This window comes from Streptomyces sp. SID5464, assembly GCF_009862985.1.
Taxonomy (GTDB): domain Bacteria; phylum Actinomycetota; class Actinomycetes; order Streptomycetales; family Streptomycetaceae; genus Streptomyces; species Streptomyces chartreusis_D.
On sequence record NZ_WWIQ01000004.1, the window covers coordinates 140,836 to 155,516 of the forward strand.

Below are 14,681 nucleotides of genomic sequence, written 5' to 3' on the forward strand. Positions count from 1 at the left end.
GTCCGACCCACCGGGGCCGACGGAACCGCCCGGCCGCCCCTGGACGCCGGAAACCTCCGACCCACCCGAGCCGCCGGAACGGTCCCCCTCTGCCAGGTCGCCCGCACCGGTCGGCCCCGCCCTGTCCTCTGAGGCACCGCCCGTCAGCACGCCGGGCCCGTCGGCGTCCTCCGCCGCGCCCGCCTCGCTCGCCGGGCCGTCGCCACGCCGGTGCTCGGTGACCGCCCTGCGCAGTGCTGCTCTGGCCACGTCTCCCGGACGGGGAGTCTCCTCCTGGCCCGTGGGCCTCTCGGCCGGGCGGGGAGCGGACGGTGGCTCCGGGTTGCGGTAGGCCTGCTCCCGGGCCGCCCGCAGGGCCCGGCGGGCCTTGTCGGCCGGGCTGGGCGTCATGGCGTCCTCCGCAGGGAGACCAGGTCGGACAGCTCGCGGTCCGTCAGTTCGGTGAGGGCCGACTCGCCGGAGCCGAGGATCGCGTCGGCGAGGGCGCGCTTGGCCTGGAGCATCTCGGCGATGCGGTCCTCGATCGTGCCCTCGGTGATGAGGCGGTGGACCTGGACGGGCTGGGTCTGGCCGATGCGGTAGGCGCGGTCGGTGGCCTGTTCCTCGACGGCCGGGTTCCACCAGCGGTCGAAGTGCACGACGTGACCCGCGCGGGTGAGGTTGAGGCCGGTGCCCGCCGCCTTGAGGGACAGCACCAGGACCGGGGTCGAGCCGGCCTGGAAGCGGTCGACCATGCGCTCCCGCTCCGGGACCGGCGTGCCGCCGTGGAGGAGGTCGACGGGGACCGCCCGGGTGGCCAGGTGGGAGGTGATCAGCCGGGCCATCCCGACGTACTGCGTGAAGACCAGGGCGGATCCGTCTTCGGCGAGCAGCGTGTCCAACAGCTCGTCCAGCAGCGCGAGTTTGCCGGAGCGGGCGGCGAGCCGGTCGCCACCGGTCCGGGCGGTCTCCTCCTTCAGGTACAGCGCCGGGTGGTTGCAGATCTGCTTCAGCGACGTCAGCAGCTTCAGCACCAGGCCGCGGCGTGCCATGCCCTCCGCGGTCTCGATGGCGAGCATCGACTCGCGCACCACCGCCTCGTACAGCGCGCCCTGTTCGCGGGTGAGCGGCACCGGGTGGTCGGTCTCCGTCTTGGGCGGCAGCTCGGGGACGATGCCCGGGTCGGACTTCTTCCGGCGCAGCAGGAAGGGCCGGACCAGGCGGGCCAGGCGCTCCACCGCCTCCTCGTCCTCGCCGTTCTCCACGGCCCGGGCGTGCCGGGCGCGGAAGGACTTCAGCGGGCCGAGGAGACCCGGGGTGGTCCAGTCGAGCAGGGCCCACAGCTCCGACAGGTTGTTCTCGACGGGCGTGCCGGTCAGGGCCACGCGTGCGGGCGACGGGATCGTGCGCAGCGCCTTGGCCGTGGCCGAGTAGGGGTTCTTGACGTGCTGCGCCTCGTCGGCGACGACCATGCCCCACTCCTGCCCGGCCAGGGCGGGGGCCGCGGAGCGCATCGTGCCGTACGTGGTGAGGACGAAGCCGCCGTCCAGGTCGTCCAGGCTGCGGTCCGGGCCGTGGAAGCGGCGGACGGGGACGCCGGGCGCGAAACGGGTGATCTCCCGCTGCCAGTTGCCCAGCAGCGAGGCCGGGCAGACCACGAGGGTGGGCTCGCTGCGGGCCCGCTTCAGGTGCAGGGCGATGAGCGTGACGGTCTTGCCGAGACCCATGTCGTCGGCGAGGCAGCCGCCGAGGCCGAGGGAGGTCATCAGGTCGAGCCAGGCCAGGCCCCGGAGCTGGTAGTCGCGGAGGGTGGCGTGCAGGCCCGGCGGCGGTTCGGCCGGGCGTACCCCCGCGGTGAGGCGGTCGCGCAGGGCGGCCAGGGCGCCGGCCGGTACGGCCTCGACCGTCTCGCCGTCCACGTCTGCGGTGCCGGTGAGGGCGACGGACAGCGCGTCGACCGGGTCGAGGAGCCCCAGGTCCCGCTGGCGGGCCTTGCGGACGAGGGCGGGGTCGACCAGCACCCACTGGTCGCGCAGCCGGACGACCGGGCGGTGGGCCTCGGCGAGGGCGTCCATCTCGCTCTCGGTGAGCGGGTCGCCGCCGAGCGCCAGCTGCCAGCGGAACTGGAGCAGATCCTCGCTCTCGAAGAAGCCGGTTCCGTCGGTCGCCGAGCCGGGGGCCGACCGGACCACCGCCGCGGCCGAGAGGTCCTGGGCCAGGTCCCGGGGCCAGTGCACGGCGACGCCGGCCGCGGCGAGCCGGGTGGCCGCGACACCGAGCAGGTCGCTCAGCTCCTCCTCGGTCAGTGCCAGCACGTCGGGCACGTCCTGGTCGGAGAGCCGGTCGAGCGGAGGCCAGACCCGGGCCGCGCGGCGGACGGCGAGGGCGGCGTCCACCCGGGCGCGGGGGCCGAAGGCGTCGTCCGTCTCGCCCGCCCACAGCGCCGCCGCGTCGGCGACGAGGGTGGGGTCGGCGAGGCTGTGCACCTGGACGACCGCTGCGCCGGCGCTGCGCGCGCCGCCGTCGAAGGCGTCGTCGAACAGGTCGTACGCCGAGAGGTCCAGCCGGAGCGAGATCCGCACGCCGGCGTCCATCCCGGCGGCGACCTCGGCGGCCCAGTCGTGGGCATGCGGCAGGTGCTGGGCGGCGCGGGCCGCGAAGGGTCTGCCGGTGGCGTGGGGTGCGGCCGGGGTGCGCGGCAGGGTGTCGGCGACCGCGTCCAGGAACGCGCGTACCAGCGCTTCCGGTTCGGGCAGGTGGATCGGGCCCGGGCCGGGCAGCGGGACGGCGTGTCCCTCGTAGGGCAGGGCGGCGGCCACCGCGCGCAGGTGCGCGATGTCGTCCGGGTCGAGCGGGCCGGCGCGCCAGGCGTCGTGGCCCGTGGGGGTCAGGCCGGGCAGCAGCCGGCCGCGCGCGATCAGCCGCAGGGCGTGCAGGGCGGCCGCGCCCCAGCAGGCGGTGGCGGGGTGGGCCGCGGGGTCGCGCCGGGCGCGCACCAGCAGCGGCAGGGCCTCGTCCAGCGACAGGGACAGCGCCGGGGTGGTCCGCCGCCGGACCGCGGCGCCGTGCCGTCGTACGACGGTGAGCTCGGTGTCCTCCGTGAGCTCTGCGACCTCTGCGGGCAGGGGCTCCCCCGCGGGGTCCCAGAAGGCGATGCGCCCGCCGCGCGGGAGGGGTGCGGGCAGGAAGACGGCCGGGAGCCGGACCGGGACCGTCGTGTCTCCCGCTCGCTCGGCCATCGCGGCCGTGTCGCCCATACGTCCTGCCACCTCCCGCCCGCGTGTCGGATTCAGTTGTCTCCGACTCTACGGGCGGGGTCTGACAACCGGCCCCGGCGGCCCCGACGACCGGGCACGGCTTCGGGTCAGGGCACCGTCCGGGACACCACGTACACCCAGGGGTACGCCGGGTTGGACAGGTCCACCACCACGTCGTGCGTGGGTGCGGGGTTCTTCTGCCGGTGGACGAAGCCGTACCACGCGTCGCCCTCGGGGAACTTCCAGCCGGTGACCTTGCGGTCGCGGGCGCCGATGGTGATGTGGCCCTTCTCCAGGTCGTCCCGGGTCACGCCCAGGCCCGTCAGATAGGCGTCCAGACCGGCCGCGTTGGTCTCGAACTGGGCGTACAGGCGGCTGGTCTTCCAGTTGTTGGTCTCGTAGTACGCCACGTGCCAGGCCGGGTGCGGGACGGGCACCTGGTAGATCCGGCGCTGGAGCTTGGACGGCCAGCCCGCGGTCAGGCCCGTCGCCGAGTACTTGGCCTCCTTGTCCTTGCCGCTGTCCCGGCTCTGGTTCGCGGAGATCACCAGGTAGCCGGCCGGAACGCCGATGAGCAGCACGATGATCAGCAGGGTGAGCGCCCGGCGGCGGATCATGTGGCGGCGGTCCTCGGCCGGGCGTTCCTCCCCCTCCGGCCACGAGCCCTGGTGCGGCAGGGAGGCGGTCACAGCGTCTCCTGGCTGCTGCGGAGGGACTGCGCGTACCGCTCGTAGCGCTCGTACCGCTCCACCCGGCGGCGCTTGGCGCGCCGGAAGCGGCGGGCGACCAGCCGGGCCAGGTCGGCGGCGCCGACCATGCCGGCCTCGGGACCGAGCTGGGCCCGGGCGATACGGGCCTCGGGGCGGTAGCCGCGGCCGGTCAGATGCCTGCGGAAGGCGTCCCGCGCGGGGCCGATCAGCAGGTCGTCGGCGGCCGAGACGCCGCCGCCGATGACGAAGCAGGAGGGGTCGAGGGCGGCGGCGAGGTTGGCGATGCCGACGCCGAGCCACTGGCCGATGTCCTGGAGCAGCTCGATGCACATGGCGTCGCCCTCGCGGGCCAGCTCGGTGATCATCGGGCCGGTGATGTCGGAGATGTTGCCCTTGACGTGCTCGATGATCCCGTACGCCACCGGGGAGTCGGCCGCGGCCAGCTCGCGCGCCTCGCGGACCAGGGCGTTTCCGGAGCTGTACTGCTCCCAGCAGCCGCGGTTGCCGCACGGGCAGCGGTGGCCGCCGGGCACGACCTGCATATGGCCGAACTCGCCGGCGACGCCGTACTTGCCGCGCTTGACCTGGCCGTCCTCCAGGATCGCGCCGCCGATGCCGGTGCCCAGCGTGATCATCACGAGGTGGTCCTCGCCGCGGCCGGCGCCGAAGCGCCACTCGGCCCAGGCGGCGGTGTTGGCGTCGTTGTCCACGAGGACCGGTACCGAGAGCCGGCCGGAGAGGCGGTCGCGGAGCGGTTCGTTGCGCCAGGACAGGTGGGGGGCGAACAGCACGCGGTTGCGGTCGGCGTCGACCCAGCCGGCCGCGCCGATGCCGACGGCGTGCACGTCGTGCCGGTCCGAGAGGTCCAGGACCAGCTCGGCGATGGTGTCCTCGACGACCTTGGGGCTCTTGGACTTGTCCGGCGTCTCGGTGCGGACCTTCTCCAGGATGTTGCCGTCGGCGTCGACGACGCCCGCCATCACCTTCGTACCGCCGATGTCGATGCCGACCGTCGGTACGCGGGGTGCCGTCAGGTGTGAGCGGCGCTCCCGGGTGCCGACGGTGCGGAGCACGGTGGCACGGCGGGAGCCGATGGGGGCGGTGAAGTCGCGGTAGGTGCTCATCGCCGCCGATTCTGCCTCACGGGGAGGCAGGGTGCGGAGCAGAGGGGTGGTGCGGATCAGTGCCGAGTGCGGGTGCGCGGGGGCTTGTCGCGCAGTTCACCGCGCCCCTCAGCGGCATCTCCCTCAGGTCCGCACCAGGAGCTGGAACTCGAACGAGTAGCGCGTCGGGCGGTAGGTGTGTGTGCCGTATTCCACTGCTCGGCCCGTATCGTCGAACGTGACGCGTTGCATGGTGAGCAGCGGGGCCCCTGCCTCCTCCGCCAGTCGCTCCGCCTCCGCCGCCGTCGCCGCCCGGGCGCCGATCGACTGGCGGGCGCTGTGGAGGGTGATGCCGGCCGCTCGCATCAGGCGGTAGAGGCCCGTGGTCTCCAGTTGGGCGGTGTCGAGGTCGATGAGGCCGGGGGGCAGGAAGTTGCAGAGGTAGGCCATGGGCTCGCCGTGGGCGAGGCGGAGGCGTTCCACGCGGTGGACGTCGCTGTCCTCGGCGACGCCCAGCGCGGCGGCGACCTCGGCGGAGGCGGGGACGAGCGTGTTGACGAGGACCTTGGTGGCCGGGCGCTGGCCCGCCGCCTCCAGGTCGTCGTAGAGACTGCTGAGCTCCAGAGGGCGCTTGACCTGGCTGTGCACGACCTGGGTGCCCACGCCCCGGCGGCGGACGAGGAGGCCCTTGTCGACGAGCGACTGGATGGCCTGGCGGACGGTCGGCCGGGACAGGCCGAGCCGGGCGGCGAGTTCGATCTCGTTGCCCAGCAGGCTGCCTGGGGTCAGCGTGCCGTGCTCGATCGCGGCCTCCAGCTGCTGGGACAGCTGGAAGTACAACGGCACGGGAGAGCTGCGGTCCACGCTCAGCTCGAGCTGCACGGTCGGGTCCACTTCTGGTTTCGGCACGGGCCGAGCGTAGCTCCGTGCGTTGTTGACGGGAAGTTGTGTAGTCAGATTGTCCGGACATACAGATTGACAGGGGCGGGCTGCGCACGCACTTTGTTTCCATGCGCATCGGCGTCATCGGTACGGGCCGCATCGGCACGATCCACGCGAACACGCTCAGCCGGCACCGCGACGTGGGCTCCCTGATCCTTACGGACGCGGACGCCTCGCGGGCCCAGGAACTGGCGCACCGGCTGGGTGAGACGGCCGCGCCCGGCGTGGAGGAGATCTTCCGCTGGGGGGTCGACGCCGTGGTGATCACGACGGCGACGTCGGCCCACGCCGAACTGATCGGTCGGGCAGCACGCTCGGGCCTGCCGGTGTTCTGCGAGAAGCCCATCGCGCTGGATCTGCCGGGGACCCTGAGCGCGATCGCCGAGGTCGAGACGGCCGGGACGGTGCTCCAGATGGGCTTCCAGCGCCGCTTCGACGCCGGCTACCGGGGCGCCCGCGAGGCCGTGCGCTCCGGCAGGCTGGGGCGGCTGCACACCGTGCGGGCGCTGACCAGTGACCGGACGCCGCCGCCCGCGGCGTGGCTGCCGCTGTCCGGCGGGCTGTACCGGGACACGCTGATCCACGACTTCGACGTGCTGCGCTGGGTGACGGGCCGGGAGGTGGCGGACGTCTACGCGGCGGGGTCGGACGCCGGGCCCGCGATGTTCCGCGAGGCGGGCGACGTCGACACCGGCGCCGCGCTCCTCACCCTCGACGACGGCACACTCGCCACGGTCACCGGCGCCCGGCTGAACGGGGCCGGCTACGACGTGCGCATGGAGCTGGCCGGGGAGCTCGACCAGATCGTGGTCGGCCTGGACGACCGTACGCCGATCGCGTCCACCGAGCCGACCGGGCCGCCGGCCGCCGACAAGCCCTGGACCGGCTTCCTGGAGCGCTTCGGCCCCGCCTACGAGGCGGAGCTGAACGCGTTCGTCGAGGTCGTGCGGGGCGAGCGGGCCAACCCCTGCGACGGGCGCGAGGCCCTTCAGGCGCTGCGCGTCGCCGAGGCGTGCGAGCTGTCACGCCGGGAGCGCAGGCCGGTGCACCTCGCGGAGATCCCCGGCGGAACCGCCTCCGCCTTCGCGTGACGGCGGGCCGGCGGGCCGGCGTGCCCGGCAGGGCGGTCAGTGACCCTCCTGTTCCTCCTCCAGGAGTCCCGCGTCGTACGCCAGCAGGGCGATCTGCACGCGGTTGTTGAGGTCGAGCTTGGCCAGGATGCGGGAGACGTGCGTCTTGACCGTGGCGACGCTCATGAAGAGGCCGGTGGCGATCTCGGCGTTGGACAGGCCCCGGCCGACCGCGACGGCGACCTCGCGCTCGCGGTCGTTGAGGGCCGCCACGCGTTCACGCGCACGCGTGCGGCGGGTGTCGGCGGCGGTGCCGACCGCGTGCCGCATCAACTGGCGGGTGACGGTGGGCGACAGGACCGGGTCGCCGGCCGCGACCCGGCGTACGGCGGCGAGGATCTCGGCCGGCGGGGTGTCCTTGAGGACGAAACCGGCGGCGCCCGCGCGCAGCGCCCGCAGGACCTGTTCGTCGGCGTGGAAGGTGGTGAGGACCACCACCTGCGGGGCGTCCTTGCGGGCGCGCAGCCGCTCCGTGGCCGTGAGGCCGTCCACCGTCGGCATCCGGATGTCCATGAGCACGACGTCCGGGCGGGTGCGGTCGACGAGCGCCTCCGCCTCGCCGCCGTCGGCCGCCTCGCCGACGATCTCGATGTCGTCGGCTCCGCCCATCATGAAGGACAGTCCGGCCCGCACCAGCGGATCGTCGTCGACGAGGAGCAGTCTGATCGCAGTCATGGGCCTTACGTAATCACGGCGGGGGCGGATGCGGGGCGCGGACGTACGGTCCTCCGCGCCAACTCCGGCTGAGGAACGGTGGGTTCGGACCGCGGGCTCAGGCGCGCAGCGCCACCCCGTACCGGGTGCGCAGGCGGCTGATCTCCCACCAGACCACCGCCGTCACCGAGGCGGGACCGCCGATGACGGCGAGCGCCTGGATCACCGGCGGCCCGGGCGGCAGGCCGCCCGCGAGCAGGCTGATGGCGGCGAACTCCCACACCAGCGTGCCGGTCAGCAGGGCGGGGAGCGCGGCGTGCACGGCCGCGGTGTTGAAGCCGGTGCGCACGGCCGGACCGGTGGCGAAGCCCAGGAAGAACAGAAGCCAGGCCAGGGGCAGGGCGGCCGCGAGGATCAGCCAGGGGGCGGCGCCCGCCGAACCGGAGGAGGGCGTCTGGTCCCGGCCGAGCAGGACGATCGCCCCGCCGAGCAGCGGGACGGCCGTCACGGCACCGACGTACCAGCCGGCCGACCGCAGGGCGGCCCGCACCCGCACCCGCATGGCCGACCTGGTCTCCGCCGACGCCCACCGGAACAGCACCGCGATCACGACGGGGGCGCTCAGGAGCAGCAGGGGCGGGGTGACCACCAGCCGCATCACGTACTGCTCCTGGGCCTCGGCGACGTCCTCCGGTTTGCCGTACACGGCGAGCAGCAGCAGGGACATGGCGGCCGCGGTCCAGGCCCGCACCTTCTGCACGCGCGTCACGTGCCGGTCCTCGACGGCCCGGTGCGTGTGCGGGAACAGCCGGTGGGCCCGGATGCGGGCCGAGCGCGCGAACGAGTAGCACAGCATGAGCGGCGGGAACGCGAACCAGGTGCACGGAGCGAGCAGCACCAGCCACATGCAACCGGAGATCCGCGGCTGCCCCTGTCGCAGCAGTTCGCGCACCGACGGCCATGCGGCACCGCGCCCACCGCCCCACCCCAGGCCCCAGGCGGCAAGGCCCGGACGCGGCCGGGGGAAGTACGGGTAAGGCTGGGGCTGCGGTGGGTGCGGCTGGGGGTGCGGGTAGCCGTACGGCGCAGGGCCCGGCTGGGGCGGCAGGTACGGGGGCGGCACGTAGGGGCCGTTGGCCGGAGGGGGCGGGTGCGGTCCGCCGTTCGGCGGCCCCGGTGGCTGGTACGGATTGGTGGGTCCCCGCGAAACTCACGTGCCTGTTCCTTCCGTTACGCGCGGTGCTGAAGGCGGCACAAACATCAGCCATCACCACAGCCAAGTCAACTCCGTTCGGAGCACGGGGTCGTGGGGTCGCGCGCACGTGCCCGGCATGCGCCCCGGAAACGCCCTGCCCGCGCCCCGGCAGGCCTGGAAGGATCACCGCATGCGCACCGTGTACGCCCTGTTCGTGGGCATCGACGACTACCCCGGCCTGCCGTTGCGCGGCTGTGTCAACGACGTACGGGCAGCGGAGAACTGGCTGCGGAGCCGGAGCGGTCCGGCCGCGCGGATCCGGACGCTGTACGACGCCGAGGCGACCCGGGCGGCCGTGCTGGCGGGGCTGGAGGAGCATCTCGGGAAGAGCGGGCCACAGGACACCGCGCTGCTGTGGTTCAGCGGGCACGGCAGCCAGAGCCCGACCACCGATCCGGGCGAGGCCACCGGCTGGTCGCAGGCGCTGGTGTGTCACGACAGCCTGATGCCGGGCGGGCAGCCGGTGCTGCGGGACACCGAACTCGGCGCGCTCCTGGACGGCGTCGCGGCCCGCGGCACGCATGTCGTGGCGGTGCTGGACTGCTGCCACTCGGGCGGTGCGACGCGGCAGGACGCCGCCGGTCCGCCCGGTGCGGCGGTGCGGGGCGTGCCCTGGCGGTCCTGGTGGCACCCGGCGGCGGGCCCGGGCGCACGGTCCGGCGGCGGCGGGCAGGTACCCGAGCCGGGCCGGCACGTGCTGCTGGCCGCGTGCCGCCCTCAGGAGCTCGCGCACGAGAACGTCGTCGACGGGAAGATCCGGGGCTACTTCAGCCATGCGCTGCTGGGCGCGCTGGACCGGCTCGGCCCCACGGCCGCGTACGGGGAGCTGCACGCGCTCACCGAGGCGCGCGTGCGGGCGCTGAGCCACGTGCAGCATCCCGAGCTGCGCGGGCCGGAGGACGGGGCGTTCCTGTCCGGCGAGCCGGTGCCGGGCTCGCCGTTCCTGCTGCGGCACACGGCGTGGGGCTGGGAGGTCAACTGCGGCGCGGCACACGGACTGCGGTCCACGGGCGCCGAGTTCACCCTGCTCGGGGACGCCGCGGCGCGCACGGTCGTGGTCCGTGACGTACGCCCCGAGTCGGCCCTGGTGGACCCGGTCGGCTGGCAACCGACGTCCGAGGACCAGCAGTGGGCGCACGCCGTGACTCCGTCGGCGCTGGCGTTCCCGCCGGCCGTGGTGACGCTGTCGGGCGAGAAGGCCGCCGTACGCCTGGTCGCGCAGGCGGTCGGGGAGCTGCCCGCCCTGGCCCTGGCGCCGGAGACCGGGGGCGGGGACGGGCTGCCGCTGCGGTCGCCGATCGGTGCCGGGGACGCGCTGCGGCTGCACGTGGAGGTCGGGGACGGCCGGGCGCGGGTGTCGGGTGGGGGCGGGCATCCCGTGCCCGAGCTGTCGCTGCGGTCCCCCGCGGACGCGGCACGCGTGGCCGACTGCCTGGCCCACATCGCCCACTGGCACCGGATCCGGGATCTGGTCAACCCGGATCCGCTGCTGTCGTCGCTGGTCCGGATCACCGTCGAGGAGACGGCGGTGGGCAGCCTGCGGCACTCGGCGGACGGCGAGATCGTCTGCGGGTACACGGCCGACGGCCGGGAGCCGCAGGTGCGGGTCGGGATCCACAACCATGCCGGGCGTCATCTGTGGGCGGTGCTGCTCGACCTGACGGACAGTTACGGATCCTCCCCGCATCTGTTCGAGGGCGAGTTCATCGGGGACGGCAGGGTCGGGTGGGCCCGGCGCGGGGAACCCGTGTGGCTGCGGCTGCCGCCGGGGCGTTCGGCGGTGCGGGGTGCCTTCACCCGGGACTGGCTGAAAGTGATCGTCGCGGAGGACGAGCTGAACCTCGCTCCGTTCCGGCTGTCCGCCTGGTCCACCGGCGCCCCCTCCGGCGCACGCGACAGCGTGGCACCGGCCGGTGGGGGCGGTCTGCTGCGGGTGCTCGCGGCGGGTGCCGGGGGCGAGCGGGACGCGGGCGGTCCGGCGTACGGGGCTGGCCGCTGGGGGACGGCCCAGGTCGTCGTACGCACCGAGAGGTGACGAGCCGTCACCAGCCGAGGTGGGTGAAGCCCGCCCACGCCGTCAGGTCGTCCGCGTCGATGTGTCCCACCCGTGCCCTGAGGTGGGCCGGCATGCCGGGCGGTGCCTCGCGGCGGTCGTTCAGCATCCACGACTGGGCGCTGCGCAGGGCCCGTCCGGGCGGCAGTCCGTCGCGGCTCATGAAGTGGTGGGTCATGTACATCAGCAGGGACGTCGCCTCGTCGGGCACCGGCCACAGGGAGCCGATGACCGAGCGGGCGCCCGCGACGAGGAACGCGGTGGACAGGCTGTACGCCTCGTCGTAGCCGTGCCCGGAGACGTTGGTGCGGCAGGCGGCGAGCACCACCAGGTCCAGGCCGCGGTAGCGGGTGGCGCCCTCGGTCAGCTCCTCGGCGGCCAACGGCCCGCCGGACAGGGCGAGGTAGGCGCTGTGCCGCTCGCCCTGACGCACCACTCCGTGGCAGGCGAGGTGCAGCAGGCCGCCCCGCTGCCGGCGCAGCCAGTCCGTGACGGCGGCGGGCGTGGCGGCACCGGGGCCGAGGAGGTCGCCGTCCGGGTGGAAGACGCGGTGGACGGCCTCGGCCTCCTCACCGGCGTGGTGCAGGTCGCGGGTCGGGTTGCCGACGACCAGGGTCTGCCGGGTGCCGGCGGCGGGCCGGGCGGCCACCTCGCACAGCAGCCGGGCGGAGGGCGTGTAGGAGATGTCCGCCCGTTCGCAGGCGTATCCGCGCGAGCGGCGCCGGCCGGTCAGTCGTGCCGCGTGCCAGGGCACGACGCCCAGCTCGCCCATGGGCACCAGCACGACAGCGGGCGCCCGGCCGAAACCGCGCGGTAACCGGCTCAGCAGCGGTTCCATCACGGCCGTACCGGCCCAGGCGCACAGCTGCTCCAGGGCGGTGCGGCTCGTGCCGGGGCCCGGGGCCGGTCCGGGTGCGGGTGACGTGTCGGACACGGGCGGGCCGCCGGCGTCGCGGCCGGGGGTGCCGGTGGCGCGGTACGCGGTGAGCGGGGGCGCGTCGACGGTGAGGTGGGGCAGGTCGAGGGAGCGGGTGCGGCCGTCGGCGGTGACGAGGACGGCCGCACCGGAGCCGGGCCGGGCAGCGAGGAGACCCGGCACGGCACCGTCGCCCGGTACCAGGTAGACCAGCGCGGTCGCGTCCATCGCGCGCAGGGCCCCGCCGATGTCCTCGGGCGAGGGCACGTCCAGCAGCCCGTGGTGCCGTGGGGAGTCGGCAAGCGCCTCCAGGACCCGGCGGCGCAGGCGGCTGGAGGGCCCCGCGAACGCGGCCTGAGCGGTGAACAGCATCTCCTCCCCCACCTCGGGCACGCTGCCCGCGGCCTGCCACTCCCGGGCGAGCTCCGTCCGGCCCAGCTCCTTCAGCATCTCGGGCACGGTGGTGACCGCGGTCGCCGCGTGCAGGACGAGGCCGCGTCCCGCGTCGAGGGCTCGTACGGCGTCGGCGTGGGCGCCGTCGGCGAGGCACCAACGCGCCACGTCGAGGGCCTGGGCGCCCGCCATCCGGGCGGTCTCGGCGGCATGGGCCGTACCGGACTGGAGCAGGGCGCTCCAGGCGGCAGCGCGCAGGCATTGGAGGCCGACGCGACGGGAGGCGTCGTAGTTCAGGCGTCTGGTGCGGGCGTCATGGGCGTACTCGTCGCCGCGCAGACGGTAGGCCTTGGCGAGGGTGATGCCGGTGCCGCCCCACAGCGGGTGGTGGGGCCCGCCGGTGAGCCGCAGGGTGTGCCGCAGCCAGGCGATGCCCTGGTCGAGGTGGAGAGCGCGGTCAGCGGGCGGCGCGAACTGCAGGTCGGCCATGACGCAGTGGCTGACGCCCAGCCCGCCGGCGACCCGGATCCACCGGTCGTCGTCGGGTTCGAGCAGGTCGAGGGCGGCCTCCCGCAGTTCCATGGACTCCCGCATCGCCTGGTGGTCCATGGTGAGCAGGGCCCGTTGCCCCACCGCGAAGCCCGCCTCGGTCAGCTTGTCGGCCTGGGCGTTGACCGGCAGGGTGGCGATCCGGCGGCGGATCTCGTCCGTGGGCGTCGCGGCGCCCGCCCCTTCGGTGGCGGGTTCGAACCGGCCGGTGCGCTGCCCCCGCAGCAGGGTCAGGGCGCCGCGGGCGGCTTCCAGGTGCGACTCGAACGCGAACCGGTCCATGTGCCCGGCGGGGAGCTGCGCCATGGCGTGTTCGAGCACACCGATCTGCTCGGCCAGGGCCGCCTCGTCGCCGCGCCGGGAGGCCTGGTGGATGCGGAACAGCGCGACCTGCGCGCTCATGACCAGACGCTGCTCCGGCGCCATGTCCGAGGTCTGCGCGAGACGGGCCATGTCGTCGACGGCCGTGTCGAAGTCGTCCTCGCCGCCGCCCAGTTGACCCAGGTACGTCCGTAGCCCGGCGTGCGCCATGTCGAGGTTCGCGCGGATCCGGGTGCCGGGCGGATGCGCGGCCCGGGCCTGTTCGATCCGGGCGAGTGCTGCCTCCATCTGCGCGGGATCGGTGAGGTGCCGCAGGCCCCACGCACTGTGTCTGACGACGACGTTCGCCCGCCACGTCTCGTCCGCCGGGCCGTGGTCGCGCATCGCCCGCCACAGCTCCTCCTCCCGCTGCGCGTCGACGAGCGGCCCTTCGAGTCGCAGCAACGGCAGCACGCTCAGCACCTGGCCGGCCCGCAGACCGGACGCGACGGTGCCCCGGGGAAGCTCCGCCCAGTCCGTGTACAGGCGGTCGTAAGCGTGCTCCGCCGTCGTGCAGCCCAGCCGGTCGAGCACGAGCCCGGACAACCCGGCGAGGTCCTCGCCGCTGACGATGCCCTTCGTCCGCTGGTCGATCTCGTACAGCAGCGCCTGAAGGTCGTACGGAATCGTCATGTCACGTCCCCCGTTCCTGCGGCCGTGGCGCGGTCCGCGTCCGGTACGGTGCCGAAGTCGACGCCGGGCGCGCCCCTGGGTTCGAGCAGGGGTGCCTCGCCCCGGTCGTCGGAGAGGATCGCGACCCGGTCGGCGGTCTCGCGCTTCGACGGCCGGACGAAGCCCTGAGCCCAGGGCGAAGTCCGGCGGCGGATCCAGTGGCCCCAGTCGCGGGTCTGCGGACAGTCGCGCCCTCGAACGGCGGTGCACCAGGCGGCATATGGCCATGATCCGCCGCCCGCCTCACCGGCCACAAGGGTTACGGTCGATGCCCCCGGGTTGACGCGGAGCCGGCAGTGGCCCGGAGCCGCGTCGGACGCGGCCTCGTCGCGCAGCCGTTCGGTCTCCGCCTCGGCCCGGGGACGACGTACGTCGGCGGCATCGGGAGTCCGCCACGGGGCGAGCGGTGTCAAGCGGCTTCAGACCGCCCACCGCACCGGAGGCCGACGCCAGCCCCGTCCCCGGGCAGCCGCCGCCCGGGGAACCGGTGCCAGACCGCCCCGGTCGGCCCGCCACAGCGGGAGCGGAGCAAGCCGTCACAGACTGCCCACCGCCCGCAGAGCCGGTGTCAGGCCGCCCCAGACCGCACGCCACACCACAAGCCGACGCGGCCGTCTCGGATTGCCCGCCACACCGCAAGCCAAGGCAGCGTCTCGGATCGCCCGCCGCCCAACAAGCCGACCTCAGACCACTCCAGACCAGCCGCCG

General features: G+C 74.5%; 10 protein-coding genes and 1 pseudogene. 2 read left to right on the forward strand and 9 right to left on the reverse strand.

All coding sequences use genetic code 11. From position 1 onward, the window contains the following. The 5 genes and pseudogenes from GTY47_RS40120 to GTY47_RS04260 form a co-directional block, all read right to left on the reverse strand. A pseudogene (locus tag GTY47_RS40120) lies at positions 1-390 on the reverse strand (hypothetical protein); the annotation flags it as partial. Continuing rightward, the gene (locus GTY47_RS04245) at positions 387-3,236 is read right to left on the reverse strand and encodes a DEAD/DEAH box helicase (protein ID WP_010038936.1); all 2,850 of its coding nucleotides are present in this window, start codon (positions 3,234-3,236) and stop codon (positions 387-389) included. The gene GTY47_RS04245 and the pseudogene GTY47_RS40120, both read right to left, overlap by 4 nt. 107 nt (positions 3,237-3,343) lie before the next feature. Next, a complete protein-coding gene (locus tag GTY47_RS04250) occupies positions 3,344-3,925 on the reverse strand; it encodes a hypothetical protein (RefSeq protein WP_010038939.1) in 582 nt (193 codons plus the stop codon). Beyond that, positions 3,922-5,070 (reverse strand): ROK family glucokinase, encoded by a 1,149-nt coding sequence (locus GTY47_RS04255; protein WP_010038943.1) that lies wholly within the window; start codon positions 5,068-5,070, stop codon positions 3,922-3,924. Before GTY47_RS04255 ends, GTY47_RS04250 begins: the two co-directional genes overlap by 4 nt. A gap of 123 nt (positions 5,071-5,193) precedes the next feature. Continuing rightward, positions 5,194-5,931 (reverse strand): GntR family transcriptional regulator, encoded by a 738-nt coding sequence (locus tag GTY47_RS04260; protein WP_173937364.1) that lies wholly within the window; start codon positions 5,929-5,931, stop codon positions 5,194-5,196. Between the two features lie 128 nt (positions 5,932-6,059). On the opposite strand from GTY47_RS04260, the gene GTY47_RS04265 reads away from it, so the two are divergent. Beyond that, entirely contained in the window at positions 6,060-7,082 is a 1,023-nt protein-coding gene (locus GTY47_RS04265; protein ID WP_010038948.1) for a Gfo/Idh/MocA family oxidoreductase, read from the forward strand. 36 nt (positions 7,083-7,118) lie between these two features. Here GTY47_RS04265 and GTY47_RS04270 read toward each other — a convergent pair whose 3' ends face one another. Continuing rightward, positions 7,119-7,796, reverse strand: coding sequence for a response regulator transcription factor (locus tag GTY47_RS04270; protein WP_010038949.1), 678 nt, complete (start codon positions 7,794-7,796; stop codon positions 7,119-7,121). Positions 7,797-7,893: 97 nt separating this feature from the next. Further along, positions 7,894-8,682 carry a hypothetical protein gene (locus tag GTY47_RS04275; protein ID WP_010038952.1) on the reverse strand — a complete coding sequence of 263 codons (789 nt, stop codon included), beginning with the start codon at positions 8,680-8,682 and terminating at the stop codon, positions 7,894-7,896. Between the two features lie 478 nt (positions 8,683-9,160). Between GTY47_RS04275 and GTY47_RS04280 the strand changes: the two genes are divergently transcribed. Continuing rightward, positions 9,161-11,065 carry a caspase family protein gene (locus GTY47_RS04280; protein WP_010038954.1) on the forward strand — a complete coding sequence of 635 codons (1,905 nt, stop codon included), beginning with the start codon at positions 9,161-9,163 and terminating at the stop codon, positions 11,063-11,065. 7 nt (positions 11,066-11,072) lie between these two features. Here GTY47_RS04280 and GTY47_RS04285 read toward each other — a convergent pair whose 3' ends face one another. Both GTY47_RS04285 and GTY47_RS04290 read right to left on the reverse strand, forming a co-directional pair. Beyond that, the gene (locus tag GTY47_RS04285; protein WP_010038955.1) at positions 11,073-13,934 is read right to left on the reverse strand and encodes a CHAT domain-containing protein; all 2,862 of its coding nucleotides are present in this window, start codon (positions 13,932-13,934) and stop codon (positions 11,073-11,075) included. Next, on the reverse strand, positions 13,931-14,386 hold the full coding sequence (locus GTY47_RS04290; RefSeq protein WP_010038958.1) for a hypothetical protein: 456 nt from the start codon (positions 14,384-14,386) through the stop codon (positions 13,931-13,933). The genes GTY47_RS04285 and GTY47_RS04290 overlap by 4 nt, the downstream gene beginning before the upstream one ends. Between the last annotated feature and the right edge of the window lie 295 nt (positions 14,387-14,681).

What these genes read in the sequence shown, in the direction of transcription:
- GTY47_RS04245 (WP_010038936.1), bottom strand. Translation starts at nt 3,236, where the DNA reads ATGGGCGACACGGCCGCGATGGCCGAGCGAGCGGGAGACACGACGGTC.
- GTY47_RS04255 (WP_010038943.1), bottom strand. Translation starts at nt 5,070, where the DNA reads ATGAGCACCTACCGCGACTTCACCGCCCCCATCGGCTCCCGCCGTGCC.
- GTY47_RS04265 (WP_010038948.1), top strand. Translation starts at nt 6,060, where the DNA reads ATGCGCATCGGCGTCATCGGTACGGGCCGCATCGGCACGATCCACGCG.
- GTY47_RS04270 (WP_010038949.1), bottom strand. Translation starts at nt 7,796, where the DNA reads ATGACTGCGATCAGACTGCTCCTCGTCGACGACGATCCGCTGGTGCGG.
- GTY47_RS04275 (WP_010038952.1), bottom strand. Translation starts at nt 8,682, where the DNA reads ATGTGGCTGGTGCTGCTCGCTCCGTGCACCTGGTTCGCGTTCCCGCCG.
- GTY47_RS04280 (WP_010038954.1), top strand. Translation starts at nt 9,161, where the DNA reads ATGCGCACCGTGTACGCCCTGTTCGTGGGCATCGACGACTACCCCGGC.
- GTY47_RS04285 (WP_010038955.1), bottom strand. Translation starts at nt 13,934, where the DNA reads ATGACGATTCCGTACGACCTTCAGGCGCTGCTGTACGAGATCGACCAG.